The organism is Nonomuraea sp. SBT364 (assembly GCF_001083785.1).
GTDB lineage: Bacteria > Actinomycetota > Actinomycetes > Streptosporangiales > Streptosporangiaceae > Nonomuraea.
In genome coordinates this window covers 18440-44325 of sequence record NZ_LAVL01000066.1, presented here as the reverse complement: position 1 = coordinate 44325, position 25886 = coordinate 18440, and the positions used below count along the sequence as shown (strand labels likewise).

The 25886-nt window shown below is 72.6% G+C and carries 26 protein-coding genes and 1 pseudogene; 12 read left to right on the top strand and 15 right to left on the bottom strand.

Translation table 11 applies throughout. The features are described from left to right. Nucleotides 1-287 (top strand): NAD(P)H-binding protein (locus tag ADY59_RS26315; protein ID WP_156325746.1); only part of this gene is annotated, 287 nt, incomplete at its 5' end. Nucleotides 288-305: 18 nt separating this feature from the next. On the opposite strand, the gene ADY59_RS26310 is transcribed toward ADY59_RS26315, so the two are convergent. Next, nucleotides 306-1088: an NAD(P)-binding domain-containing protein gene (locus ADY59_RS26310; RefSeq protein ID WP_049566972.1), complete on the bottom strand. Its 783-nt coding sequence runs from the start codon at nucleotides 1086-1088 to the stop codon at nucleotides 306-308. 145 nt (nucleotides 1089-1233) lie between these two features. On the opposite strand from ADY59_RS26310, the gene ADY59_RS26305 reads away from it, so the two are divergent. Then, complete coding sequence (locus ADY59_RS26305; RefSeq protein WP_156325745.1) at nucleotides 1234-1794, top strand: hypothetical protein; 561 nt, start codon at nucleotides 1234-1236, stop codon at nucleotides 1792-1794. A gap of 59 nt (nucleotides 1795-1853) precedes the next feature. After that, on the top strand, nucleotides 1854-2432 hold the full coding sequence (locus ADY59_RS26300; RefSeq protein WP_049566967.1) for a hypothetical protein: 579 nt from the start codon (nucleotides 1854-1856) through the stop codon (nucleotides 2430-2432). 4 nt (nucleotides 2433-2436) lie between these two features. On the opposite strand, the gene ADY59_RS26295 is transcribed toward ADY59_RS26300, so the two are convergent. The 10 genes from ADY59_RS26295 to ADY59_RS26250 all read right to left on the bottom strand — a co-directional run bounded on the left by ADY59_RS26295 (nucleotide 2437) and on the right by ADY59_RS26250 (nucleotide 12530). Further along, on the bottom strand, nucleotides 2437-3129 hold the full coding sequence (locus ADY59_RS26295) for an aspartate/glutamate racemase family protein (protein WP_049566965.1): 693 nt from the start codon (nucleotides 3127-3129) through the stop codon (nucleotides 2437-2439). Further along, entirely contained in the window at nucleotides 3126-4364 is a 1239-nt protein-coding gene (locus ADY59_RS26290; RefSeq protein WP_049566963.1) for an NAD(P)/FAD-dependent oxidoreductase, read from the bottom strand. Before ADY59_RS26290 ends, ADY59_RS26295 begins: the two co-directional genes overlap by 4 nt. Next, on the bottom strand, nucleotides 4365-5234 hold the full coding sequence (locus ADY59_RS26285; RefSeq protein ID WP_049566961.1) for a family 3 encapsulin nanocompartment shell protein: 870 nt from the start codon (nucleotides 5232-5234) through the stop codon (nucleotides 4365-4367). Continuing rightward, a complete protein-coding gene (locus ADY59_RS26280) occupies nucleotides 5231-6067 on the bottom strand; it encodes a class I SAM-dependent methyltransferase (protein ID WP_049566958.1) in 837 nt (278 codons plus the stop codon). Before ADY59_RS26280 ends, ADY59_RS26285 begins: the two co-directional genes overlap by 4 nt. Before the next feature lie 12 nt (nucleotides 6068-6079). After that, nucleotides 6080-6901 carry an SDR family NAD(P)-dependent oxidoreductase gene (locus ADY59_RS26275; RefSeq protein ID WP_049566953.1) on the bottom strand — a complete coding sequence of 274 codons (822 nt, stop codon included), beginning with the start codon at nucleotides 6899-6901 and terminating at the stop codon, nucleotides 6080-6082. Continuing rightward, entirely contained in the window at nucleotides 6885-7850 is a 966-nt protein-coding gene (locus ADY59_RS26270) for a sulfotransferase (protein ID WP_049566951.1), read from the bottom strand. The genes ADY59_RS26275 and ADY59_RS26270 overlap by 17 nt, the downstream gene beginning before the upstream one ends. Before the next feature lie 10 nt (nucleotides 7851-7860). Next, nucleotides 7861-8997: an MFS transporter gene (locus ADY59_RS26265; RefSeq protein ID WP_049566948.1), complete on the bottom strand. Its 1137-nt coding sequence runs from the start codon at nucleotides 8995-8997 to the stop codon at nucleotides 7861-7863. Continuing rightward, nucleotides 8994-10241, bottom strand: coding sequence for a DegT/DnrJ/EryC1/StrS family aminotransferase (locus tag ADY59_RS26260; protein WP_231618890.1), 1248 nt, complete (start codon nucleotides 10239-10241; stop codon nucleotides 8994-8996). The genes ADY59_RS26265 and ADY59_RS26260 overlap by 4 nt, the downstream gene beginning before the upstream one ends. Before the next feature lie 209 nt (nucleotides 10242-10450). After that, nucleotides 10451-11431 carry a hypothetical protein gene (locus tag ADY59_RS26255; protein ID WP_197093858.1) on the bottom strand — a complete coding sequence of 327 codons (981 nt, stop codon included), beginning with the start codon at nucleotides 11429-11431 and terminating at the stop codon, nucleotides 10451-10453. Between the two features lie 127 nt (nucleotides 11432-11558). After that, nucleotides 11559-12530, bottom strand: coding sequence for a GlxA family transcriptional regulator (locus ADY59_RS26250; protein WP_082310402.1), 972 nt, complete (start codon nucleotides 12528-12530; stop codon nucleotides 11559-11561). A gap of 72 nt (nucleotides 12531-12602) precedes the next feature. Here ADY59_RS26250 and ADY59_RS26245 point away from each other — a divergent pair, with 72 nt between their 5' ends. Together ADY59_RS26245 and ADY59_RS26240 are read left to right on the top strand one after the other, a co-directional pair. Further along, nucleotides 12603-13814 (top strand): MFS transporter, encoded by a 1212-nt coding sequence (locus ADY59_RS26245; protein ID WP_049566941.1) that lies wholly within the window; start codon nucleotides 12603-12605, stop codon nucleotides 13812-13814. 104 nt (nucleotides 13815-13918) lie between these two features. After that, nucleotides 13919-15688 (top strand): ABC transporter ATP-binding protein, encoded by a 1770-nt coding sequence (locus ADY59_RS26240; RefSeq protein WP_049566937.1) that lies wholly within the window; start codon nucleotides 13919-13921, stop codon nucleotides 15686-15688. 19 nt (nucleotides 15689-15707) lie between these two features. Here ADY59_RS26240 and ADY59_RS26235 read toward each other — a convergent pair whose 3' ends face one another. Then, entirely contained in the window at nucleotides 15708-16742 is a 1035-nt protein-coding gene (locus tag ADY59_RS26235; RefSeq protein ID WP_049566936.1) for a hypothetical protein, read from the bottom strand. 58 nt (nucleotides 16743-16800) lie between these two features. Here ADY59_RS26235 and ADY59_RS26230 point away from each other — a divergent pair, with 58 nt between their 5' ends. From ADY59_RS26230 to ADY59_RS52755, 5 genes are all read left to right on the top strand, one after another. Continuing rightward, a complete protein-coding gene (locus tag ADY59_RS26230) occupies nucleotides 16801-17892 on the top strand; it encodes a FecCD family ABC transporter permease (RefSeq protein WP_442937728.1) in 1092 nt (363 codons plus the stop codon). 2 nt (nucleotides 17893-17894) lie between these two features. Continuing rightward, complete coding sequence (locus tag ADY59_RS26225; protein WP_049566932.1) at nucleotides 17895-18689, top strand: ABC transporter ATP-binding protein; 795 nt, start codon at nucleotides 17895-17897, stop codon at nucleotides 18687-18689. Continuing rightward, nucleotides 18686-19666, top strand: a complete 981-nt coding sequence (locus tag ADY59_RS26220) for an ABC transporter substrate-binding protein (RefSeq protein ID WP_049566929.1) — start codon at nucleotides 18686-18688, stop codon at nucleotides 19664-19666. Before ADY59_RS26225 ends, ADY59_RS26220 begins: the two co-directional genes overlap by 4 nt. After that, complete coding sequence (locus ADY59_RS26215) at nucleotides 19663-20886, top strand: MFS transporter (protein ID WP_049566928.1); 1224 nt, start codon at nucleotides 19663-19665, stop codon at nucleotides 20884-20886. Before ADY59_RS26220 ends, ADY59_RS26215 begins: the two co-directional genes overlap by 4 nt. A gap of 121 nt (nucleotides 20887-21007) precedes the next feature. Then, nucleotides 21008-21268, top strand: a complete 261-nt coding sequence (locus ADY59_RS52755) for a VOC family protein (RefSeq protein ID WP_331459521.1) — start codon at nucleotides 21008-21010, stop codon at nucleotides 21266-21268. Here the strand turns inward: ADY59_RS52755 and ADY59_RS26210 are convergent. Next, nucleotides 21208-21864, bottom strand: a pseudogene (locus ADY59_RS26210) (helix-turn-helix domain-containing protein); the annotation flags it as partial. The gene ADY59_RS52755 and the pseudogene ADY59_RS26210 sit on opposite strands and share 61 nt — an antisense overlap. Before the next feature lie 304 nt (nucleotides 21865-22168). On the opposite strand from ADY59_RS26210, the gene ADY59_RS26205 reads away from it, so the two are divergent. Continuing rightward, a complete protein-coding gene (locus ADY59_RS26205) occupies nucleotides 22169-24289 on the top strand; it encodes a SpoIIE family protein phosphatase (protein ID WP_231618889.1) in 2121 nt (706 codons plus the stop codon). On the opposite strand, the gene ADY59_RS26200 is transcribed toward ADY59_RS26205, so the two are convergent. After that, nucleotides 24290-24892, bottom strand: a complete 603-nt coding sequence (locus ADY59_RS26200; protein ID WP_049566922.1) for a CGNR zinc finger domain-containing protein — start codon at nucleotides 24890-24892, stop codon at nucleotides 24290-24292. A 66-nt stretch (nucleotides 24893-24958) separates the two neighbouring features. Between ADY59_RS26200 and ADY59_RS26195 the strand changes: the two genes are divergently transcribed. Further along, nucleotides 24959-25348: a RidA family protein gene (locus ADY59_RS26195; RefSeq protein WP_049566921.1), complete on the top strand. Its 390-nt coding sequence runs from the start codon at nucleotides 24959-24961 to the stop codon at nucleotides 25346-25348. A gap of 24 nt (nucleotides 25349-25372) precedes the next feature. Here ADY59_RS26195 and ADY59_RS26190 read toward each other — a convergent pair whose 3' ends face one another. Beyond that, nucleotides 25373-25684, bottom strand: coding sequence for a hypothetical protein (locus ADY59_RS26190; protein WP_049566918.1), 312 nt, complete (start codon nucleotides 25682-25684; stop codon nucleotides 25373-25375). Nucleotides 25685-25886 lie beyond the last annotated feature (202 nt).

Here is a 25886-nt window from a genome sequence, read left to right as displayed (position 1 = left end):
GCCCCCGCCTCGCGGTCTCCCTCGCCTGGCTGTTGTTCCGGGAGGCGTACGTGGACCTCGCCCGCGCCGAGGGCATGCTGCAGGTCAGCGGGCTCGACTGGAGCATCGCCCGCGCCACGATGCTCAACGACAAGCCGCCCGCCGGGCGGGTGCACATCGACTTCGAGGCCAACGCGACGGGCGGCGCGATGCAGCTCTCACGCGCCGACTACGCGATGGCCCTGCTCGACACCGCCGAGGATCCCGCCCTGATCGGCAAGGCCCTCGGCGTCTGCGGCCCCCGCTGACACCGCCCCCGGGCGCCGTCAGCCCTGGGCCCGGGGCCCGCGCAGGCCGGTGAGGAGGTCGTCGAGGACCCGGTTCAGGGCTCCGGCGTTGTCCGGGGTGAACCAGGTGGTGCGGACGCGCTCGTTGCTCCCGTTCGGGGTCTCGTGATCGGCCGCGAGGCGCTGCAGCGAACGGCTCCCGTCGCCCAGCGAGCGACCGACGTTCTGGAAGAGGCCGCGGACGTAGCGGTCGGCGTCGCCGGAGGCGATGCCGTGGCCCTCGGCCCACGCCGCGAGCGTGGCCAGAAAGCTGTAGTGGGTGGTCAGCGTGCCCGTCAGCGCGGAGTAGACGTCGAAGGCCGCCTCGTCCGCCACCGGCTGCGCCCCGCCGAGGAGGTCGAAGAGGGAGTCGACCACCGGGTGCGACGGGTACGTCACCGTCACGGAGCGGCGTTCGCGGACGGCCGGCAGCGGGATGGCCCGCACCAGCGGGACCTCGGTGGCCAGGGTCCGTCGCAGGTCGTCGTTGGCGACGCCGGCCATCACGTTGACCACCACCCTGTCGCCGTCCACCTTCAGGCCGGCGAGCGCCTCGTGCCGGTCCGGGCCGCGCACGGCGATGATCACCACCTCGGAGCGGTCCACGACCTCCTGGTTGCCGGCGCACACGTGCACGCCCTCGAAGCGCCCGGACAGCTCCGCGGCCGTGCGGGCTCCCCGGGGCGAAAGGAAGACCTCCGGCGACTCGCCGTCGCCGTCGCACAGGCCCATCACGATGGCCCGCCCGATCTCGCCCACTCCGATGATGCCGATGCGCCTCACTGTGTACCCCCGACGTACGTGGTTCCGTGGCGTCGAGTCTGCACCAACCCCGCCCGCGCGGCACAACCGAGGCACAAGTGCGTCACCAGTGGGCTGCGCGAGGCTCCCGGAGGTAACCGAGAAGCGCGTCACAGGAGGCACACACATGAGGAAGAAAGCGTTGTCCGCGGCTTTGACCGCCCTGGTGGCCGTGGCCGTGGCCGCTCCCGCGCCCGCGTCCGCCGCGGCCGTGACGATCAAGGTCGAGCGCGCCCACGCCGAGATGGTGCGGGAGTGGATCGACCCGTTCACCTGCCCGACGAACACGGTGCTCACCGGCCGCTCGCACTACGGCGACGAGAACGCCCCCACCACCTACTACTGCAGCTTCATCCTCATCGACGGCGAGCAGGCCCAGGTGTACCTCGGCGACTGGACCGCCCGCCAGAAGGAGAGCAGGGCCGACTTCAGCGCCCCCGACCACCACGCGGTCGCCGGCAGGTGGCACGAAGGCGACGAGAACGGCTACACGAGGTACCGCACGGCCTCCGTCCACTGGCGGGGCCGGCAGGTGCTGCTGGCCGCCGGGGACATCAGCGGCGCGCACCGGGAGAGCAGCCACACCTGGCACGCGGACGAGAACAAGGTCATGACCGGTCGCCTGCACCGGGGGGACGAGAACGGCTCGACCTACTACCGGTTCGCCACGGTGACCCTCGCGGGCTGAACCCACCACGCACCACGAACCACGCACCACGAATCGCACCACGAGAGGAACCGAAGACCTTGAGAACGTACGGCAAGAAGCTGTCCGTCGTGGCCGTGGCCGCCGCGCTGTCGGCCGCCACCATGGCCGCCACCATGGCCGCTCCCGCCTCGGCGGCGGTGACCATCAAGGTGGAACGCGTCTACACCGAGGCCGTGTGGGAGTCGATGGGCATCCAGTTCACCTGCCCGCCGAACCAGGTGCTCACCGGCCGCTCGCACTACGGCGACGAGCGGGCGCGGACCACGTACTACTGCAGCCGGATCCTGATCGACGGCGAGCAGGTCCAGGTGCACACCGGTGACTGGACCTCCCCCCAGAGGGAGAGCAGGTCCGACTACAGCGCCCCCGACCACCAGGTGATCGTCGGCAGGTGGCACCAGGACGACGAGAACGGCGACACGAGGTACCGCAGCGCCGCCCTCTACTGGCAGGGCCGGCAGGTGCGGCTGATCGACGGGGGCGTCAGCGGTGAGTACAAGGAGAGCAGCCACAGCTGGCAGGCGGCGTACGGCAAGGTCATGACCGGCCGTACGCACTACGGGGACGAGAACGGCAGGACCTGGTACCGGTTCGCCACGGTGACGTTCGAGGGCTGACCCGCTAGGCCGGGTAGGGGCGGCGGTTGAGCGTGGCGTTCACCATGGTGGTCAGCGTCACGATGTCGAAGACGGGCAGCCCGGTCGTGGCCTGGAGGGCGTGCGCGAACGGCACCAGGTCGGTGCACTCGATGAGCAGCGCCCCCATGTCCGGGTTGTCCTTGGCGAGCCGTTCCACCTGGCCGAGCACCTCACGCTCCAGGCGGGCGACGTCCAGGGCGTCGCGCCGCCCCTCCAGCATGACCTCGCGGAACTCGGGCTGGTCCGACATGCCGGTCACGCACACGGGCACGTGCTCGCCGCCGATCGCGGCCAGGTGGCGGCCGGTGAGCGCGGGTTCCTTGGCGACCAGCAGGCCGACCTTCTGGCCGGGCATCAGCATCCGGTGGATCATGGGCAGCTGGATCAGGCTGGAGGAGAAGAGCGGCACGCCGACCGAGCCGGCCAGCCGTTCCTGGAAGAGCACCAGGAAGCCGCAGGCGCCGGTGACGGCCGCGGCGCCGCGCGCCTCCAGCTTCCGCGCCGCGTCGACGAACGGGTCGAGCAGGCGCGGGTCGGCCTGGGTGACCACCCGCTCGGGCGTCGCGCCCTCGACCACCTCGTAGATCACCGGGAAGCCGAACGTGGCGGGGTTGCGGATGTGTCCAGGGATCTTGGTGAACGTCGTCTCCAGGCAGAGCACGCCGATCGGCTTCACAGGGGCCTCCTGCCGTAGCGGAAGGGGGTCGGGTCGATGTCGGGGGTGTCGCCGGTCAGGAGCTGGGCGAGCAGCTTGCCGCCGGCGGGCGCGAGGCCGAGGCCGATGTGCCCGTGCCCGCAGGCGAGCGCCAGGTTCCCGTACGGCGCGGCCGGTCCGATGTACGGCAGGCTGTCGGGGGTGCACGGACGCAGGCCGCTCCAGGTCTCCAGGGTCGCGGTGGTCTCCAGGGCGGGCAGGTGGGCGCGCACGGTCCGCAGGATGCCGTCCACGCGGCGGCGCGAGACCGTGGTGTCCATGCCGGACAGTTCGAGGGTGCCGCCCAGGCGCAGGCGGTCGCCGAGCGGCGTGATGGCGACCTTGCCCTCACTGAGCAGCACCGGCCGCCGGGGGGCGTTGCCCGGGTTCTTCAGCGTCACGGTGTAACCCTTGGCGGGCTGGAGCATGAGCCTGAGCCCCGCCTTGCGGGCGAGCGCGGCGGACCAGGCGCCCGCGGCGATGACGACCGAGCCCGGCCTCAGGTCGCCGCGCGACGTCCGCACCCGCTTGACGAGCCGGTCCGCGACCTCGAAGTCCAGGACGTCGGTGTCCTCCAGCAGCTCCACGCCCATGCCCTTCAGCGTCGAGGCGAGCTCCCGGACGAACTCGGGCACGCGCAGGTAGGCGCCCTCCTCGTTGTAGAGCGCGCCGCTGATGTCGAACTCGACGCCGGGCTCCAGGGTGCTCAGCTCACCGGGTTCCAGCACCCGCAGCGGCACGCCGTTCGAGGCGGCCCGGGGAACCGTACGGCAGGCCTTCTCGAACTCCTCGGGTGTCTTGAAGGCGATCACCATCCCCCTGGCGGTGAGGGTGTCCTCGCCGCACAGGTCGCGCAGGATGGCGAGGCTGCGCTGTTTCATGTCGAGCAGGACGCGGAACGCCTCCCTGGCCGCCTGCTCGGTGCAGCGGCGGCGGAAGCGCCACAGCCACGCGATCAGCGCCGGGTCGGGACGCGGTCTGATGTAGAACGGGCTGCGCGGGTTCAGCAGCCAGCGCAGCCCCATGGCCGGCACGCCCGGCTCGGCCAGGGGCGCGGCGCCCTGCGTGCCGACGAACCCGGTGTTGCCGTGCGAGCACGACTGGGGGCCGCCGATCGCCCCCCGCTCGACCACGGTCACGGTGGCGCCGGCCCTGCGCAGGTAGTAGGCGCAGAACAGGCCGGCGACACCGCCGCCGACGACAAGCACGTCGGGCATCTACAGGCTCACGACGAAGAAGTTGGTCGGCAGATTGATCACCACACGCTCGTAGATCTCCGCCATGAGCGCGAGGCCGGGCTCGGCGAACGTGCCGGGTGGCGGCTCGGCGAAGCGGATCACCGAGCGGCCGGCGTCGAACAGCAGCGCCCCGTGCCCGAAGTCGCCGACGATGGCCGTGCCCGGCTCGACCAGCCGGGTCCTGACGATGAAGACGCCGTTGCGCTCGACGTCGTCCATCAGGCTGCCCTCGCCCATGGACGTGTAGTAGTCGACGGGGTTGATGATGAGGCCGTCGGCCGTGCCGCCCATCTGCTCGACCTCGTTGCACGCGGCCAGGATCGTCGAGGCGTACGGTCCCCTCGACGTCATGCGGGCGATCCCCGGCAGGTTCAGCAGGCCGCCGGGGCCGCGGATGATCGTGTTGTTCTCCGCCGTGGCCAGGCGGACGATCAGGCGGTAGTTGATGAACGACTCGAACGTCTCCGGGTCCTTCCACAGCTCGGGCGGCACCTGCACCCAGGCCGTCGTCGGGAGCAGCTCCGGCACCGGCGACCTGTGGAAGCGGCTGGCCGCCTCCCGGCGCACGTCGGCCTCGAACACCTCGGGGTCGCCCTCGTGAGGCGGGCTCTCGTGCCAGTAGAACTGCCGCGGGTCCCTGGACAGGTCCACGACCTTGAGCATGTTGCGGGCCGGGTACCGGGGTTTGCGGCGTGAGCTGGTCAGCGAGTCGGTGATGGTGACGTCGTACTCGACGGCGGCCTCCAGGCCCTTGTCGGCGCAGGCCTCGGCGAACCTGCGCCCGGGCGACATCTCCTGCTTGCGCTGGGCCACGACCTCGGCCATCGTGCGCTTGATCTCCGGCTTCATGACGTCCTCCGGTGGGGCTTGCGGGCGACGAAGACTCCCCAGCCGAACTCGCCCTGGTCGATGGCGATCTGGATCTCGCCGCACGACTCGGCGAAGGCGAGCATCCAGTCCCTGGCGGCGGGGTCATCGGTGATCCGGGCGCGCTCGCGGGCGGTCGTGCCCAGCACGCGGTACGTCTGCCTGATGTGGCTCTCCAGGTTGCGCGCCAGCAGGATCTCGAACCCGGCCCGCTCCAGCTCCACCTGGTACTCCACCAGCGAGTAGCCGCTGCTCCACTTCACCCGGTCGTAGACGTGCCTGCGGGCCCGCTCGCCCACCTCCTTCTTCGGCTGGAGGAAGTCGGAGAAGGCGAAGACGCCGCCGGGCCGCAGGACGCGGAAGATCTCGGTATGACTGCGCGGCTTGTCCGGCACCAGGAACAGCGCGTCCTGGCTGACCACGTGACTGAACGTCTCCTCCTGGTACGGCATGCCCGTGGCGGAGCCGTGCCTGAACTCGATCCCCAGCCCCGGATCGGCGAGCTGCCTGGCGAACCTGATCCGCTCCAGGCTCAAATCCAGCCCCTCACCCCGGCAGCCGTGCCTGGTGGCCAGGTGGATCAGGAAGTTGCCGCAGCCGCAGCCCACGTCCAGCACGTGCGACGAGCCGTCGATGCCCGCCTCCGCCGCCATGAGCTCGGAGGTGCGCTCGGCCGCCGCCCGGTAGTCCTCGTCGTCCTCACCGGCGAAGTAGCCGGTGTGCAGGACGCCCTCGCTGTCCCAGAAGCTCAGATAGGTCTGTGTGGTCCGGTCGAAGAAGTCGCCGACGTCCTTCTCCGTGTAGGTGCTCGACATCCCTGGGCTCCTTCAGGTGTAGGTGTCCTTGCGCACGCCGGTGAGATGAGGCAGGTCGGGGCCGGTGACGGAGGCGCCGCCGTCGACGGCGTGCACCGCGCCGGTCACGAACGAGGCCCGCTCGCTCGCCAGGAAGGCGGCCACGGCGGCGACCTCGTCGGGGCGGGCCAGCCGGCCGAGCGCGCTGTGGTGGCCCATCCGCGCCAGCCGCTCCTCCACGTCGCCGCCGAGCCTGGCCGCCGCCCGCTCCATGGGCGGGGTACGGGTGTGGCCGGGGGCGAGCACGTTGACGGTGATGCCGTCGCGGCCGACGTCAGCGGCCAGCGCCTGCGCGAAGCGCACCAGCGCGCCCCGGGTCACGCCCGACAGCGCCAGCGGCGGGATCGGCACGCTGGCCGTCTCGGAGGCCACGTAGAGCAGCCGCCCCCAGCCGGCCGCCCTCAGGTACGGCAGCGCCGCCAGCGTCAGGTTCACCGCGGGCATCAGCACCTTGTCGACGGCCGCCTGGTAGTCCGCCACCTCGAACCCCGAGGCCGGGCCGATGGGCGGGCTGCCGCCGCTGACCAGCACGACGTGCGGGCCGCCCAGTTCGCCGGCGACCTCGCCGACCCACCGGCGGGCGGCCGGCCCGTCGGTGATGTCGACACCGGTGACGTGGACGCGCCCGCGCGCCACCCGGCCGAGCTCGCGGGCGGCCGACTCCAGCCGTTCCTTGTCGCGCGCGCCGATCGCGACGTGCGCGCCCTCCCTGGCGAACTCCACGGCGGCGGCCAGGCCGAGGCCGCTGGAACCGCCGGCGACGAGCGCGACCTTGCCGTCAAGCCCGAGATCCATGGTTCTCCTTCGGCCGGGCTCCGCCGGTCAGCGTGCCGCCGTAGCTGTAGCCGTACCGGCGGAAGAGCGGGGTGGCGAGCGTGACGGCGGCGAGCCTCGCCGGCAGCGTGAGGGTGTCCCTCCAGCCGTCGTCGCGCTCGCGGATCACGGTGACGCCCGTGCGGAAGCGGTCCGGGTTGCCGGTGACGGTGTGGTTGGTGTGCAGGTCGACCGTGCGGTCGCGGACCGGGTTGGCGGCGGGGTCGGCGCCGCAGAGCCGCAGGAGTGTGTCGATCGTCGCCTCCGGGTCGGTGGTGAAGTCCTCGTAGCGCAGGAAGAGGGAACGCTGCGGGAAGCGGCGGGTGATGGCGTGGGAGGCCAGGTTGAACCCGTGCCAGTAGGCGGTGCTCATCCAGGACGACATGGCGTAGACGTACTGCTTCGGCTGCCTCCAGGAGTGCGCGACCGCGCGCGGGTCCCGCACGAGGTGCACGAAGTAGGGGGTGATGCCCTCCAGGTACGGCAGCAGCGCCGCCTCGCCGGGGATCTTGGTGGTGTCCACGATGACGCGGGCGCCGGTGCGCTCGGCGGCGGCGTGGTAGGTGCGGGTCATCAGGTCGGCGTGGGCCCTGATGTCGCCGCCGCCGCTCCCGGGCCCGCGCCTGAGCACGCGCCAGGTGTGCCTGGTGCGCACGCAGGCCCGCTGGCGGCGGATCACGGTGGCGGCGAAGTCCGGCAGCGTGACGCCGGCCGGCTTGCCGAGCGTCAGGATCTCCGACCAGATCGGGCACTCGGTGAGCGCCGCGCCGCAGCCGCACAGGTTGTTCACGCCCTTGCCGGCGCCGTTCTTCCACAGGAAGTGCAGCTCGCCGACGTGGAAGAACCCCGGCATCTCGTTGAGCACGTTGCCGATGATGGTGCTGCCGTTGCGGCACCAGCCGGTGATGCAGAGGACCTTGATCGTGTCCAAGCTCTCTCCTTCAGCTCGTGGCCGCCGGCAGCGTGGCCGGCTGCCGGACGCACAGCCCGACGCCGACGGCCGCCACCGCGCAGCCCGCGCCCACCAGGAACACCGCCGGATAGCCGAGACCGCCCGCGACGACGCCGATGAGCGGCCCCCACACGGCCAGCCCGAGGTCCCAGAAGGACGTGTACGCGCCGAGCGCCGCGCCCTGCTTGGCCTGGTCGGTGCGGTTCATGACCATGAGGGCGAGCGACGGGTGCAGCAGCGAGAACCCGACGCCCATCACCACCCCGCCCAGCACGGCCAGCGGCAGGTTCGGCGCCACCGCGATGATCACCAGTCCGGCGGCCTCGCCGATGCCGCACCAGAGCACCATCCGGCGCGGCCCCACCCGGTCGGGCAGGTGGCCGATGAACAGCCGGGTGCCCGCGTAGACCAGGCTGAACCCGCTGAGGACGGCCACGCCGGACTGGATGCCGCGGGCCTGCAGATGCAGGACCACAAAGGCGGCCAGCCCCGCGTAGCCCGCCGCGGCCAGCGCCAGGGCGGTGCCCGGCAGCAGCGCGGGGCGCAGCAGCAGGCCGCCGCCGCCCGCCCGCTCGGGCTTGCCGGGGGCCGGCGCCGAGCTGACCAGGGCGAGCCCGGCCAGCCCCAGGGCGATGCTGAACGCCCACACCGTCGCGTAGCCGTAGCTCGACAGCGTGGCGCCGAGGAAGGTGCCGGCCGCGATGCCGCCCCACATGCTCACGCCGTACAGGCCGATGAGCTGGCCCCTGCGGTTGTGCGGCGCGAGCGAGACCGTCCAGACGGCGCCGGCGGTGAACAGCGCCGCCTCGCCGACGCCGAGCAGCAGCCGGTTGGCGACCAGCCCCGCCACGCCGATCGGGGCGAAGTAGAGCGCGCCGCCCACGGCCACGACCAGCGCGCCGAGCTGCATGACGCGGCGGTGCCCGTACCTGTCGGCCAGGTGTCCCGCCACCGGCCTGACCAGCAGCGCCGTCAGCGCGGTCGCCATGACCACGAGCCCGACCGTGAAGCCGGTCGCGCCGTATCTCTCGGTGACGAAGCCCGGCAGCACGGGGATCGCCGCCGCGAGGCTCACGTAACCGGTGAACAGCCCGCCGAAGACGCCGATGAGAGCACGGCGCCTCATGACCCCGCCACCTTGCGCACGGCCTCGATCAGCTGGTCGCAGTCCTCCACCGACAGGGCGGACGACAGCGGCACGTCGACGGCCTGACGCAGGTAGCGGGTGGTGCGGGGTAACAGCGCCTGGATCGAGGCCACGTCCCGGCCGCCGAACAGGAAGCGCCAGTTCCAGAAGACGCGCACGTTGGTGTCCTCGTCGGAGCCGAGGTTGCGCGCGTCGATGCCCTCGTGGCGCAGCGCCTCGGCGAACCAGCCGGCGTCGCCGTCCGGCACCCGGAAGATGAACGCCTCGCCCAGGAAGGCGCCTGGCGCGACCGGTTGCCGGACGACGATCCGCTTCAGGTCCTTCAGCGCCTGCGACACGTAGGTGTAGTTGTCGTGGAAGCACTTCAGGCGCAGTGGCAGCCGCTCCAGCTCGGCCCGCAGCAGCGCCGCGCGGATCTCGTCCATGCGGAAGCTGAGCAGCGGCAGGTCGAGGTCGGTGTCGATGGGCGGGTCGCCGCCGGGGAAGTGCCGCTTCAGCCGTCCCTCGTAGGCTCCGGACAGCACGACGGCGCGGGCGAAGAGCACGCTGTCGTCGGTGACCAGGAACCCGCCCTCGCCGCAGTTGAGCGACTTGTCCGACTGCGTGCTGAAGCCGCCGGCCAGGCCGAACGTGCCGAGCTTGCGGCCGTTCAGCTCGGCGCCCAGTGCGGGCACCGCGTCCTCGAACAGCGGCACCCCCATCTCCGCCGCGAACGCGGCCAACGCCTCCACGTCGGCGGCGAAACCCCTCATGTGCACCACGAGGATCGCCCTGATCTCCGGGTTCCAGCGGCGGCGCAGGTCGTCGAGGTCCAGGTGCAGGTTCTCGTCCACCTCCACCAGGAACGGCGTGCATCCGGCCAGCACGATGGCGCTCGGGGTGGCGACGAACGTGAACCCGGGACAGGCGATCAGCGAACCGGGCGGGATGCCCGCCGCCATGATGGACAGCGCGATCGCGGTGGTGCCGCTGGAAACGGCCAGCGCGTGCCCGGTGCCGAAGTAGCGGCACAACTCAGCCTCTAATCGGCCGCATTCGGTTTCTTGCTGGGCTCTGTAGTCGTAACGAAAATAGAGATGGCTGCGAATGGCTCGGAGCGCGGCCTCCTCATCTTCGGGATGAACGAAGACCGCCCCTTTGTCGTACGTCGGCCAGGGGTCCTGCCGTACCGGGTCGCCGCCGTTGATGGCCAGGCGTGCGAAACCGTCCCTCTCGCTGCTCACCGTATGCTCCTCGACATCGGCTGGTGGAGTTCTCGGGGTTGGTGAACGGTCGGCCTTGTGGACGTGCATGCGGCTTTTCGAGGAGCGCGAGAATGCCCGGCGATCGTCCGGGAAGCCGCGCGGCGGGGCGATTGACCCCGGGGCGCCCGCGCTTTTGATCAAGCTGGGTTCGAATGCTCCCTGGATATTCTCCGAGGGATGCGATCATGTCAACGGTTTCGGTCAGAGTCGGCCGATCGCCGGGCTCCCGCCAGAACCGCGGCGGCCCCGAGGGCGGTGAGGGCGGCCAGGAGGGCGGCGGCGGCCAGGGTCGGCGCGTCGGGGCGGATCAGCGGCTGGGCGCGCAGAGCCTGCCAGGTGAGCAGGGCGATCAGGCCGGTGTAACCCGCGGCCGCCACGCCGATCAGGCGGGCGCGGGTCCGGTCGTCACGCAGGAGCGGACGGCGAGCCGCCAGCGCGGCCAGGAGCAGGGCGGCGATCAGCATGACCTGCAGGCCGTGCAGGCCGGCGAAATGGGGGATCCGCAGGTCGCCGCCGGTGGTGCTCCACTCCGTCAGCGGGAGGCCGGGGCCGCCGTCGGGCACGCCCACGCTGTGACCGCTGCTCAGGGACACCCGCTCACCGCCGGTGGTCAGCGCGGTCTCCGCCTTCCCCTGCATCGGGATGAGGAAGCCCAGGGCCATGCCGGTGACGGCCAGCGCCAGGCCCGTGTGGATCGCCCGGCTCATCGCGCGGTCGGCGTGGACGCGCTGGAAGGCCAGGATGACCGCCAGCGCGACGTTGGCCAGCATGATGCAGAGCACCCCGTTGCCGAAGACGACCTGCATGATCTTCTCGGCCGGGGCGGTGGACTTGTTGAAATGGCTGAAGGTGCCGCGGGCTGCCTGGATCGCGACGATGGCGGTGTCGGCGAACCCGGTGACGGCGAAGACGGTGGCCAGGCCGGAGGTCCACCTCCTGCCCCGGTGCGGCAGGGACAGCATCCAGGCGAGGGTGGTTCCGTAGACGGCCATCGACACCGCGAACTTGAACGGCTTGAGCCAGACGGGCGCGCCCATCAGGACCCGGTCGTCGAACACGAGCCCGGCCGCCGAGACGACCAGGAGGATCAGCATCGAGGCGACCATCAGCATCAGCGGCCGATGCCACCGCATCACCCGGCGAGGCAGCACACCAAGGACAGTGGACACGGAAACCTCCTGGGACGACCGGAGCTACGCCCAGACTCCCGGCCGCCGGTCCCGGTCGCACTGCCGTACACCCCCATGTCGCACGGGGGCCGGCCCTACCATCGGCCCGCCGAAGCGCCTGCGGCCTTCAGCGGAAGGAACGGCGGTAGGCGGCCGGGGTGGTGCGCAGGGCGGTGTGGAAACGGCGGCGCAGGTTGACCGCCGAGGACAGGCCGACGCGGGTGGCGATGGTCTCGACGGGCAGGTCGGTCTCCTCCAGCAGGGCGCGGGTGGCGGCCAGGCGGCGTTCCAGCAGCCAGCGGGCGGGCGGGACGCCGAGCTGCTCGGCGAACTGACGGGTGAGGGTGCGGGGGGAGACGCCCGAGTAGGCGGCCATGTCCTCGACGGTGACCTGGTCGGGCAGGCGCGACAGGAGCCATTCGAGCAGGGGGGCCAGGGAGTCGGGCATGGGACCGGTGGTGGGGAGGGGAGGATACTGCCGCTGGCAGCCCTCGCGGTGCGGACCGGCGGCCAGCTGGCGGCCGATGCGCATGGCGTGGGCCGCGCCGTACTCCTGCAGGACCTGGTGCAGGCAGAGGTCGAGGGTGGCGGCCGAGGCCCCGGCGGTGGCGACGTCGCCGTGGTCGACGTAGATGACGGTGCCGTCGGGGATCACGCGGGGATGGCGGGCGGCGAGCTCGCCGGAGAGCTCCCAGTGGACGGAGGCGCGGCGGCCGTCCAGGAGGCCCAGAGCGGCCGGGATGAAGATCCCGGCGCAGACGGCGACGACGCGGGCGCCCCGGGCATGAGCCCGGGACACCGCGCCGAGCACGGCGGGCGACGGGGTGAAGGTCCAGCCGGCGATGATCACGGTGCCGGCGTCGTCGGGGGCGTCGAGGCCGCGCTCCACCTGGATGGGGACGCCGAGGGTGGTGGGGAGTGAGCCGGGGTGCTCGGCGCACAGGCCGAAGCTGTAGTGCTGGGGGATGTCGGGGCCGTGGTAGCCGAAGACGGCCGAGGCGGAGGTGACCGGGTAGAGCTCCTGGCCGGGGGCGACCAGGGCGACCACGCGATGCGGGCCGGGGGGTGTCGGCGGCGTTTCCGGGCAATCCAGGAGCATGGCGCAAATGTACCTAATGATGTCATTTGAGACACCAGTGCTCTGATCTGGAGGAACCCAGAATTGGGGCTCATGTGGACGAGGAGTTTCACCCTCTACTTCGGGGCCCGCACGATCTCGCTGCTCGGCGACGCGATGATGCCCGTCGCCTCGGCACTGGCGATCGGGGAAGTCTACGGGATCGCGGGCGTCGGCTACGTGCTCGCGCTCTGGACCGCGTCGGCCGTGCTGGTCATGCTGTTCGGCGGGGTCGTCGCCGACCGGATCGGCGCCCGCCGCCTGATGATCGGCGCGGACGTGGTCAGGGTCGTCACCCAGGGGGTCGTGGCCGTCGCCTTCCTGGACGGCTCCCCGCCCTACGCCCTGCTGCTGGGGATGGCGGCCCTGTCGGGCATGGCCGCCGGGGTGTTCGAACCCTGCGTCAACGGCATGGTCCCCCTCGTCGCCGAGGACCCGCAACGGGCCAACGGGACGCTGAAGATCGCCGAGGCGATCACCCAGCTGGCGGGCCCGGCCCTGGCCGGAGTCCTCGTCGTCGTCGCCGGCCCGGTCTTCGTCTACACGGTGGACGCCGCGACGTTCCTGGTCAGCGGGGTGTGCCTGCTGCTGGTCCGGGTCGCCGTGCCCAGGCCGGAGCCCTCCGACCTGTTGAGCGACCTGCGCAGGGGCTGGGAGGAGTTCAAGGCCAGGAGCTGGATGTGGTCGGTCATCCTGGTGTGGGTGTTCTGGGGCGTGCTGGTGGTCGGGCCGTACGTGCCGCTGTCGTCGCAGGTCATCGGGGCCGACTACGGCTGGGTGATGGCGGCGCTCGGCCTCGGCACCGTGCTGGGCGGGCTGGTGGCGATCAGGCTCAGGCCGCGCAGGCCGCTGGCGGCCGGGGCCGTGGCGCTGAGCGGGTACGTGGCGGTGCCGCTGACGGTCGCGCTCGGGCTGCCGCTGCCCCTGCTGATGGCCGGGCACCTGCTCGGGGGCTGCGCCTGGGCGTTCTGGTCGGTGATGTGGTCGACCAGCGTGCAGACGCAGGTCGCGCCGGACGTGCTGAACCGGGTCAACGCCTACCAGGTGGCCGGGTCGGTCGCGGGCATGGCGGTCGGGCAGGCTCTGGCAGGTCCGGTCGCCGCCGTGATCGAACCGCGCGCCTTCATGCTGGGGTCGGCCCTGGTGGCGGCCGGCGTCGTGGCGGCGCTGCTGTCGATCAGGCCGGTGAGACGGCTGGGCCGGGACCCGCTGGACCCCGGGGGCCGGCCCGCGACGGGCGCGTACACCGGCGTCTCCGGCGGCTGATGCGCCGCCCCCGCGCGGGCGGACGGGGCCGGGTGTGGTTGCATGTCCCCGCCGCCACCTCGTACTCCGCAGCAGATGGTGACGGTGAGAAAGGACATGCCGCAGTGAAGTCCCCCTCCCACGTCGCCGGCCTGATCGACGGCGCCCATCCGGTGCGGTCCGTGCTCCGGCTGCTGGCGCGCCGGCCCGCCCGCATGCTGACGGCGCTGCTGGCCTTCGCGCTGAAGGAGATCCCGCTCTGGTTCCTGCCGGTCATCACCGCCGCGATCATCGACGTCGTCGCCGGCGGCGGGTCGGTGACGTCCGTGCTGTGGTGGTTCGCGCTCGCGGGCATCCTGCTGCTGCAGAACTATCCGAACCACATCCTCTACACGCGCAACTTCATGACGGTCGTCCGCGACATCGGCGCCGACCTGCGCAACGCCCTGGCCGCCCGGCTGCAGAGCCTGTCGATCGGCTACCACACCCGGATGAGCTCGTCGATCGTGCAGAACAAGGTCGTGCGTGACGTCGAGAACGTCGAGCTCATGCTCCAGCAGGTGACCCATCCGCTGCTGTCGGCGGTCATGGTACTCACCGGCGCGATCTCGATGACCGCGATCGCCGTGCCGCAGTTCCTGCCCGTGTACGCGCTCACGGTCCCGATCGCCCTCGTGCTGCGCGCCGTGCTCGGCCGGCGCTCGCGGCTGCGCAACGAGGTGCTGCGCCGCGAGATGGAGGGCCTGGCCGCCCGGGTCGGCGAGATGGCGTCCCTGATCCCCGTCACCCGCGCGCACGGCCTGGAGGAGACCGCGGTCACCCGTGTCGCCTACGGCGCCGACGGCGTCCGCCGGGCCGGCCTGAACCTGGACATGCTCAACGGGCACGCCGCGTCCCTGTCCTGGGTGACGATGCAGCTGCTGGGAGCCGGCTGCCTGGTCCTGGCGGCGGTGTTCTCCCTCACCGGCTTCCTGCCGATCACGGCGGGCGAGGTGGTGCTGCTGTCGAGCTACTTCGCGCTGCTCACGCAGGGGCTCATCCAGCTGCTCATGCTCATCCCGGTCGGCGCGCGCGGCCTGGAGTCGATCCGGTCGATAGCCGAGGTCATCCAGGAGCCCGACCTCGAACAGAACGAGGGCAAGCGGGTCGTCGGCGCCGTCGAGGGCGCGATCCGCCTCGAACGCGCCTCGCACCGCTACCCCGGCGCGGACGGGGACGCGCTGCACGCCGTCGATCTCGACATCCCCCCGGGGGCGACCGTCGCCTTCGTCGGCTCGTCCGGCTCGGGCAAGTCGACGCTCCTCAACCTGGTGCTCGGCTTCCTGCGCCCCACCGGTGGCCGCATCCTGCTCGACGGCGCCGACATCCAGGAGCTCGACCTGCGCACGGTCCGCCGCTTCGTCTCGGTCGTGCCTCAGGAGTCCGTGCTGTTCGAGGGCACCGTCCGCGAGAACATCGCCTACGGGCTGCCGGAAGTCTCCGACGAGCGGATCGCCCGGGCGCTGCGCGACGCGAACGCGTGGTCGTTCGTCCAGGACCAGCCGCACGGCTGGGACACGGTCGTGGGGGAGCGGGGCGCGCGCCTGTCCGGCGGGCAGCGGCAACGGCTCGCGATCGCCCGCGCGCTGGTGCGCGACCCCCGGATCCTGCTGCTGGACGAGGCGACCTCGGCGCTGGACTCGGAGTCGGAGGAGCTGGTCAAGGACGCGCTCGCCCGCCTCATGCGGGGGCGGACCACCCTCGTCGTCGCGCACCGGCTGTCCACGGTGCGCCAGGCCGACCGGATCGTGGTGCTCGACAGCGGCCGCATCGTCGAACAGGGCACGCATGACGAACTCCTGGCCGCCGGCGGCCGGTACGCCCAGCTCCACCTGACGCAGACCGGGCCCGCCTGATCCCGTCCGCCGGGACCGGTCACGACAGCCGGTAGATCCTGCCGGCCCACACCCAGATGCCGCGGCCGTCCGCCGTCGGGCCCATCTCCTCCGTCGTCTCCAGCCCGCGCGGCGCCTTGATCGGCTGCCACGCGTCCTCGCGGTACACCAGCTCGGGCCGGTCGGCGGAGCCGAACCACACGGCGCCGGAGGTGTCGGTGGCCACGTGCTCCAGCCGGTCCAGCTTGACGGGCGGGCTCAGCCGCCGCCACCGCACGCCGTCCCAGTGCAGCGCGAGGGCCTTGAGCGTGACGTACACGTGCCCCACGCACCTGGCGGCGTGCGAGCGGACCTCGGCCGAGGCCCAGACGCCGCCGGTGGCGTCGGCGGCCCAGTCGGTGATCTCCACGGCGGGTTCGGTCCACGTGGTGCCGCATTCTCCGGAGATGCCGTCCTCGGGGGGAGGCGGCAGCTTGCCGCCCGGCAGCGCCGTCTGCGTCCACTGGGTGCCGTCCCAGTGCATCGGGGTGCGGCGATCGGCGCTCAGCGCCCAGATGCCGGCGCGGCCCGCCGCGAGCATCCGGGCGGCGGAGCGAGGCGTGTCCCGCCGGTGCCACGTCACGCCGTCCCACTGCCAGGCGCGCTTGCCCGTGCCCGCGACCCACACCTCGTCCCCGGCGGCCACGGCGGCGTCCACCAACCGGCCCGCCCGCCGGATCGGATGATCTGTCCAGCGCGTCCCGGAGATCTGCCAGGCGTGGATCGCGTCGTCCTTGCCGGCGAACGCCCACGAGCGGCTGATCTCGGCGTTCTCGGCGCGCGCGAAGGCGGCCGGGGTGGCCATGGTGCGCCAGGTCCGGCCCGTCCAGCGCATCATGCGCCAGACGGCCCGCTTCTCCCAGTCGAGAGCGATGGCCAGGCCGCCGTCGATCTCATGATTCTTCATCAGGAAGGCGGAGCTGTCGGACGAGGTCCTCTCCCACTTGGGCACCGGAGCGATGGAGAGCGACAACGCGAGGACGAGGTTGAGGATCACGCCCGCATTCTCGCCGACCAGGGGGGACGCGTGGGGCATTTGTGATGATACGGTCTATGAAAATGATTCTCATTATCGGGAGCACCTCTTGAGATCGTTGCCCGAGGCAGCCGTCCCGGACGCCGATGACCCGCCGCCCGCCACGCCGTCCGCCACGCCGCCCGCGATGCCGCTGATCGTCGCGCTGCTGGCCGGCGTCCTCGCGGTGTCGGTGCTGCTGGCGATCGGCCTGGGCGCGGCCACCGTGCCGCCGGGGGAGACGCTGCGCTTCCTGTGGGCGGCCGTGACCGGCGGCTCGATCACCGCCGGCGACGTCACCGCGTACCAGATCATCTGGCAGGTCAGGGCGCCGCGCGTGCTCCTGGCGGTGCTGGTGGGGGCCGGGCTCAGCGTGGTCGGGGTGGCGATCCAGGCGATGGTGCGCAACGCGCTGGCCGACCCGTTCGTCCTCGGTGTGTCGTCCGGGGCCTCGGCCGGGGCGGTGCTGGTCAGCGTCACGGGCGCGCTCACCGCCTTCGGGATCTACGCGGTCTCGGCCGGCGCCTTCCTGGGGGCCCTGCTCGTGTCCGCGCTGGTCTACCTGGCCTCGCGGGGCGCGGGAGGACTGACGCCGCTGCGCCTGGTGCTCACGGGGGTGGCGATGGCGTTCGGGTTCCAGGCGGTGATGAGCCTCATCGTGTACTTCGTCCCGGACGGGGAGTCGACGAGCACGGTGCTGTTCTGGTCGATGGGCGGCTTCGGCGCGGCCACCTGGGGAGCGCTGCCGGTCGTTGCGGTCGTCACCGTCGTCACCGCCGTGGCGCTGCGCCGCTTCGCACGCGGCCTGGACGTGCTCGCGCTGGGCGACGAGACCTCCGCCAGCCTGGGCGTGGACACGGTCAGGTTCCGCCGGGGCCTGTTCGTGCTGACGTCGCTGGCGACCGGGGCCATGGTCGCGGTCAGCGGCGCGATCGGCTTCGTCGGGCTGGTCATGCCGCACCTGGTGCGGCTGTGGGTGGGCGCGGCCCACGTACGCGTGCTCACCGTCGCGCCGCTGGCCGGGGCGATCTTCATGGTGTGGGCCGACCTGGTGGCCAGGACCCTGGTGGCTCCGCGCGAGCTGCCGCTGGGCGTGATCACCGCGCTGGTCGGCGTGCCGGTGTTCGTCGTGCTGCTGCGCCGCCGCGGCTACCTGTTCGGAGGACGCTGACGATGAGCCTCATCCTGGACGACCTCTCGGTGACCATGGACGGGACCGCCATCGTCGAGAACCTGGCGCTCGCCGTGGAGGCGCGGCAGGTGGTGGGCCTGATCGGGCCCAACGGCTCGGGCAAGACGACGGCCCTGCGGTGCGTGTACCGGGCGTTGCGCCCGACGGGCGGCGCCGTCCGGATCGACGGGCAGGACCTGTCGCGGATGCCCCTGCGCGACAGCGCCCGCAGGATCGCCGCCCTCACGCAGGAGGGACGGGCGGACCTCGACTTCACCGTCGAGGAGATCGTCGCCCTCGGCCGCGCCCCCCACCTGCGCGGCAACCAGGCGCTCAGCGCCCGCGAGCGCGAGCTGTGCCGCCGGGCCATGGCGCAAATGGAGGTGCTCCACCTGGCCGATCGCGGCGTGCTGTCGCTGTCCGGCGGCGAACGCCAGCGGGTCCTGGTGGCCCGCGCGCTCGTGCAGGAGCCGCGGGTGCTGGTGCTGGACGAGCCGACCAACCACCTCGACCTGCACCACCAGATCCGGCTGCTGTCGATGCTCAAGGACGCCGGGCTGAGCGTGCTGGTCACCCTGCACGACCTCAACCTCGCCGCCTCCGCGTGCGACCGGCTCGCGGTGCTGTCCCGCGGCGCCCTCGTGGCGTACGGCCCGCCCGCCGACGTCCTCACCGCGGAACTGCTCCGCGAGGCGTTCGGCGTCGAGGTGAGCGTCGTCCCGCATCCGCTGACCGGAGTCCCCCAGGTGCTCTACGACCTGGGTTCAGCCACGACCATGGAAGGAAACCACGCGTGAGATCACGTACCCTCGCCGCGCTCGCGGCGGGCGCGCTCCTGCTCACCGGATGCGGCGCGCAGGTGCAGGAGGGCGGCGCCGCCGCCCGCAAGGTGACGGTCAAGAGATGCGGGCAGGACGTCGAGTACACCACTCCGCGGCGCGCGGTCGTCTACGAGGGCGGCAGCGCGGACAAGATGTTCGCCCTCGGGCTCACCGGGCACGTGCACGGCTACGTGATGCCGCCGGCCAACCCGCCCGTCGAGGAGTCGCCGTGGGCGGCCGAGTACGCCAAGGTCGAGTTCCTCGGCGACGACCTGCTCAACCGCGAGCTCGTCGTGGACGCCAAGGCCGACTTCGTGGTCGCCGGGTGGCGTTCCGGCTTCAGCGACCAGCGCGGCATCACCCCCGAGATCCTCGACGGGCTGAAGATCCAGAGCTTCATGCACACCGAGTCGTGCTTCAGCTACCCCGGCCATCCCGAGCGGGTCACGCCGTTCGAGGCGCTCTACACCGACCTCGAACGCCTCGGCAAGATCTTCGGCGTGGAGGACAGGGCCCGGGCCCTGGTCGCCGCGTATCGTGAGCGCGTCGAGGCGGTCCGGGCCCGGGCGCCCAAGGGCGACCCGCTCTCCGTCTTCCTGTACGACTCGGGCACCGACAAGCCGTTCACCGCCGGCGGCCAGGTGCCGCCCACCGACATCATCCGCTTCGCCGGCGGCAGGAACATCTTCGGTGACCTGGACGCCCGCTGGAGCGAGGTCACCTGGGAGGCCGTGGTCCAGGCCAAGCCGGAGGTCATCGTCATCCTCGACTACGGGGACAAACCCGCCGCCGAGAAGATCAAGTTCCTCAAGGAGTTCCCCGCCACCAGCAAGCTGCCCGCCGTGGTCAACGACCGCTTCCACATCCTCGACTACAACGAGGGCATCAGCGGGCCGCGCAACATCGACGGCCTGGAGGGGTTCGCCGCCTACCTGCGCGAACTCCGGAAGTGACCGGGCCGGCGGCGGCACGGGGCGCGCGGTCCATCCTGCGCGAGAGGCGCTTCGTCCAGCTCTGGTGCGGCACCACGGCCTCGGGACTGGCGACCTGGGCGCTGCCCTTCGTGCTGGGGCTCGCCGTGCTGGACCGCGGGCTCACCGCGGCCGGTCTCGGGATCGTGCTGGCCACCCGCACCGTGGGCTTCCTGCTCGCGGTGCCGATCAGCGGGGTCCTGGCCGACCGCTACTCGCGCCGGGCCGTCGTGCTGTGGGCCGGGCTGGCCGCCGCGCTCGCCACCCCGTTCCTCGCGCTCGGGCTCGGCCGGTCGGTGCCGCTCATGGCCGTGGCGGCGGCGGTGGTCGGCGCCGGGCAGGGGGCGTGCCGGCCCGCGTTCCAGGCGCTCACCGCCGAAGTGGTCGACGCCGGCCGCCGCCGGCAGGCCAACGCCGCCATGACGCTGGCCGTGCGCGTCACCACGCTGGCCGCGCCGGCGGGCACGGCGTTGCTGGCGGTCGTCCTAGACACCCGGTCGCTGCTGGTCGGCACCGGGCTGTTGTGGCTGGCCGCCGCGCTGCTGCCGCCCCCGGGCCCGCCCGCGGCGGCGGGCGCGGGGGAGGGCACGCGGTTCTTCCGCGAGTTCGGCGAAGGCGTGCGCGAGGCGCGGCGGCACCCCTGGTTCCTGGCCGGCCTGGGCGCTCTGGCCGCCGTCATCTTCACCGGCTACTCCGCCACCGGCGTGGCGCTCCCGCTGGTCAGCCGTGACCGCTACGGCACGGAGGCGGTGCTCGCGGCGGCGCTCACCGCCTACACCCTCGGCGCGCTCGCCGGGGCGCTGCTCGTGGCCCGGTGGCGGCCGCGCGCCCAGGGCCGGGTCGCGCTGGCGGGCCTGGCGTTGTACGGGTTCGCGCCGCTCAGCCTGCTGCTGCCGGTGCACCCGGTGGCGGTGTTCGGGGCGTACGCGCTGGCCGGGCTGGGCATCGAGGTGTTCAACGTGCCCTGGTTCACCGCCACCCAGCGCGAGGTGGAGCCGCGGCTGCTCGCCCGGGTGTCCTCCCTCGACTTCCTCGTCTCCTACGGCCTGGCCCCCGTCGGCCTCGCCTTCCTCGCCCCCGCCATCGACGCCTTCGGCTGGCGGCCGGTCCTGGCCGGCTGCGCGCTGGTGTGCTTCCTCGCGCCCGCCGCGGCGGCCCTGGTCCCCACCAGCCGCGACTTCTCCCGGCCCGGCAGGTCTTGAGACGTGCCGGGAACGCCGAGAAGGGGTTCCAGCCGGTTGCTCCGTCCCGGCGCCCCGTGCGAGGCTCGGCCGAGGGTTGCGCTCGGCGCGGGAGGCCGCACATGAGCAGGTCCTCGATCCCGTGCCTCAGGACGGATCTCAGGATGCGGAGATCGCCCGGCTCGAAGCGCTGGGCGCCCGCGCCGTGGACGACCGCCGGGACGCCACCCCCGGCGGCTGGGTCGTGACGGCCGGCCCCGAGGGCGACGAGTTCTGCGTCGAGGCCGGCGAACAAGGCCAGGCGATGTCATCGACGGCGAGAAACGGCTCGCGGGCCACGGTCGCGGGGGTCGCCCCGGTGCACGCCATGACGTCGCGGTGCAGGTGGGACTGGTCGGTGTAGCCGGCGTCGGCCGCGACCCGGGCCGCGCTCTCACCCGCGACCAGGCGGTGGGCGGCATGGTCGAAGCGGACCAGCATCGAGGCGCGCTTGGGGGGCAGGCCGAGCTGCGAGCGGAACCGGGTCCACAGCCGTTTGCGGCTCCATCCGATCTCGGCCGCGAGTTCGTCGACCCGGGCCAGGCCACGGCTGCCGGCGATCCGGCGCCAGGCCCAGGCCACCTCCGGGTCCACCGGCGGCGCCACCTCATGCCGGCGGGCGAGCAGCGCGTCGGTCAGCGCGAAGCGGTCCTGCCACGACGAGACGTCGCTCAGCCGCTCGCGGATCCGGGACGCCTCCCGGCCCCACAGGTCGCCCAGGGACACGACGGCGCCGTCGAGGTCGGCGGGGGAGACGTCCAGGACGCCGCGGGCGATCACCGGGGACAGGCGCACCTGCAAGCACTCGACGTTCTCGCCTCGCGCCCAGACCGCGCCGCGGGAGCCGATCCCGGGCCCGGCGACGACACTTCCCCGCTGCTGCCGCCCGGCGCCCTCGTCCACGACGGGCGAACCGGCGCCGAAGTCGAGGAGCAGCGTCACGGCCGGGTGCGGGACCATGCGGAGCGCGTTCAGGTCATGGACCCGGAACCCGGCCATCATGACACCGGCCACCCGGCTGGGCCGCCGCGGGCACGCGACACCCCAAACGGCCGCACCGTGCCTGAACGTTCGCACCGTCCCATGCTAGCGAGCCGAGGGAGGGACCAGCTGGCCGTGGAGGGGCTCACGAAGGTTCCGCGCCGTCCGGTTCGTGGGTGAATCCGAACCTGGCGTTAAGAAGCTCAATGCCCGCATCCCCCTAATCTGGCGATATGTGGTGGAGTTCGCCTGTTCAGCTCCCGGTTCGGGAGTCCGGCGGGCCGTGACGCGGCGAGATGGCGGCGGCTCGGCCCCGGGTGCGGCGAACGTGTCGTCACGCCTGGACGAGGCGCTGATCGAAGCCGTCTTCGACGCGGGGGCCCACATCGGCATCGTGTACGTGCTCGACGAGAGCCGCCGGGCGCTGCGGATGGTGTCGACCATGGGCCTCCCGGTCGCCATCGCCCGCGTGTGGGCCAGGATCAGGACCGACGACCCCGTGCCGATCTCGATGTCGGTGCGGGAGCGGCGGCTGATGTGGTTCGGCGACCGGGAGTCCCTGGCCCGGGAGTGCCCGGGGGTGTCGCTGACGCTGCCCTACCCTTTCGCCCTGGCGACCGCTCCGCTCAGCTCCGGGGGCGCCGTCTGGGGCGGGCTCACGCTCGCGTGGCCGGCGGGTCACGCGGCCGGCCTCACCGCACGCCAGCGCAAGGTCATCGAGGACAGCTGCGGCATCATGGGTGACCTGCTGCGCCGGGCGAGCGAGCGGGGGCGCCCGATCACCGCGGGGGACCAGCCGCGCATCCTGGACCCGGTCGGAGCCCACCATCGCGATCCGCGCGCCGGGCCGGCCGCGCTGAGATCCCTCGACTCCCTGCCGGAGGGCTACTGCCATCTGGACGCCGAGGCGCGCGTGGCCTTCGTCACCGCGCAGGGCGCGCGGCTGCTCGACGTGTCGCCGTCGGAGCTGGTGGGGCGGCGGCTCGCCGCGGCCGTGCCCTGGCTGGACGACCCGGTCCATGAAGATCAGTACCGTTCCGCGGTCATCAGCCATCAGGCCACGCGGTTCACCGCCCGCCGCCCCGACGGCAGCCACCTGTCGCTGCAGTGGTATCCGAGCGTGCCCGGGATGACCCTGCGCATCACACCGGCCGAGGCCACCCCGCGGGCGCCGGTCGGCGACGGGGACCGGCCGCTGCGCACTGCCGGGCTTCACGAGATGCTGCACCTGGCCGTCAGCCTGGCGCGGGCGATGAGCGCGCAGGACGTGATCGACCTCGTGGCCGACCACGTCGTGCCGGTCTACGGCGCCCAGGCGCTGGCCATCCTCACCTGGGAGAGCGGCCGCATGCGCGTGGTCGCCGCACGCGGGTACAGCCGGGAGCTGATCGAGGAGTTCGACGGCCGCCCGGCGCTGCGCCAGGTCAGCCCGACCGCCGACCACGACCCGGCCAAGCCGTCGTTCTACGCCACCCGGGACGAGCTCTACCGCGCCTACCCGGACCTGCCCGACGCCGCCACCATGGAGGCCTGGGCGGTGCTGTCGCTGGTCACCTCGGGACGCCCCATCGGCACCTGCGTGCTGGCCTTCGATCGCACGCACCGGTTCAGCGGCGATGAGCGGGCGGCGTTCACCGCGCTCGGCGGGCTGATAGCGCAGGCGTTCGAGCGGGCCTGGCTCTACGACAACAAGCACCAGCTCGCCCAGTCCATGCAGGCGAGCCTACTGCCGCACACCCTGCCCGAGATCCCCGGCCTGGAGGTGACCGCCCGATACGTGCCCGCCACGCCCGGCATGGACATCGGCGGCGACTTCTACGACCTGATCCGTCTCAGCGACACCGAGGCGGCGGCCGTCATCGGCGACGTGCAAGGTCACGACATGACCGCCGCCGCCCTCATGGGCCAGGTGCGCACCGCCATCCGCACCCACAGCACCACCGGGGCCACCTGTGGCGAGGTGCTCGCGCACACCAACCGCCTGATGGCCGAACTCGCTCCCGACCGCTTCACGAGCTGCCTGTATCTCACGCTCGACCTCGACAGGCGCACCGCGTGCCTGGCCTGCGCCGGGCACCCGCCGCCCCTGATCAGCTGCCCGGGCGCCCCTACCCGGGTGGTCGGCCTCCCGCCCGGCCTGCTGCTCGGCATCGATCCCGGCGCCGAGTACACCACCGTCGACCTGGACCTGCCGCCCGGCTCCGTACTGACCCTCTACACCGACGGCCTCATCGAGGAGCCCGGTCTGGACCTGGGCGAGGCCATCGCCGGTCTGGCCGCCCGGTTCACCCCGGCGCCCCACCGGCGCCTGGGCGGCCTGGCGGACTCGCTCATCGGGCCCGCCACCGAGGAGCGCCTGGACGACACCGCCGTCCTCCTCCTGCGCACCGCCCCACCGGCGTGATCATGGGTCCATGGCCTGCCGGGCGCGCAGGGCCCGGAGTTTGTGGCGGTTGCCGCAGCGTTCCATGGCGCACCAGCGGCGGGCGCCCGGGCGGGAGGTGTCGACGAACACCAGCGGGCAGTCGTCGCTCGCGCACTCGCGGAAGCGCCCGGCCAGCGGCCCGGACAGCAGCTCGATCATCTCGCGCGCCAGTGACGACAGCGCCTGCGCCGCGCGGACCGGCGCCGCCCATCGCGCGCCCGTGCCGTCGGCGGCGAGTTCGGGGATCAGCGGCGGCGCGGCCGCGGCCCGGTTGATGGCGGCGACCGATCCGGCGGGGAGGGCCCGCTGGGCCGCCCGGGCGTGCGCGGCGTCCCAGATCGCCTGGCGCAGCGCCTTGGCCCCCGCCAGCTCGGGGGTGGTCACCGGTGTGGTCATGACCGCGCCCAGGGGCGGCTCGGCCAGCCATGCGGCGAGGTCGGCGGGCTCGTGGAGGGTCTCGAAGACCGCGTACCGGCCCTCGCCGCCGGTGTGGGCGAAGTCCAGGCAGACGGCGCCGGCGTCGAACCGGAACGAGCCGCCCTTGGGGTCGCGCAGCACCCGTCCGGTTGCGTTCACTCTCATGAAACCACTATAACTGGTGTCACCGCCGAAACCAGTCAAACTGGTTTCACCATCGAGGAGGCAGCAATGGGTGTACGGCACATCAACCCCGAAGGGCTTCACCGCAGCCCCGCCTTCAGCCAGGCCGTCGTGGTCGAACAACCGGCCAAGACCATCTACATCGGCGGCCAGAACGGGGTCGGGGCCGACGGCAAGCCCGTCGGCCCCACGATCGGGGAGCAGGCCAGGCAGGCCTTCCGCAACCTCTCGGCCATCCTGGAGAGCGAAGGCGCGAGCCTGGCGAACATCGTGCACTGGCGCATCGCCGTGGTGGACGGCCACAGTTTCGACGAGGGCGTGGCCGCCTTCCGTGAGGTGTGGAACCAGGAGGACCCGCCGCCGGCCATCACGGTCCACGTCGTGGCCGGCCTGGGCCCCGGGTTCCTCACGGAGATCGACGCCGTCGCCGTCGTGTGACGTCCCGGGGTGCGGGCGCGCGCGTCAGGGGAGCGGGCGTACGTCCACGCCGTAGCTCAGGCGGTCGATCCACCAGGGTCCGCAGCTCGCCACGCTCCACTGGCCGCTGTTGGTCGTCGTCCAGCCGCCGTCCCTGCGGCCGTTGACGCACTGGACCCACGCGCGGAACTCGTAGGCGGGGCCGCCCGTCGCGCACCGGGCGGAGAACGAGTTCTGGCCGATGCCGTATTCGCAGTCGCCGGCCGCCGCCGACGCCGTGCTCAGTGCGCTGGATGCGACGGTGACGGCTCCCGCCGCGAGCGCGGTCGCGGCGAGGACGCGCAGGGTTCTACTCATACCCTCTCCCACTACTGGTGACGGATTCACGCCTCAGGGGACTCTTAGGAAACTTTCCTAAGCGAAAGATACGCGCCGAGCGGAGCGCGTCAACCCCTCAGCCGCCCCTCCCGGGACGCCGGGGCGGGTCTGCCGGCTCCAGGTTCTCCAGCACGTCGGCCTCGGTGGCCGGGGTCGACGGCCAGCAGGCCCTCGCCCTGGA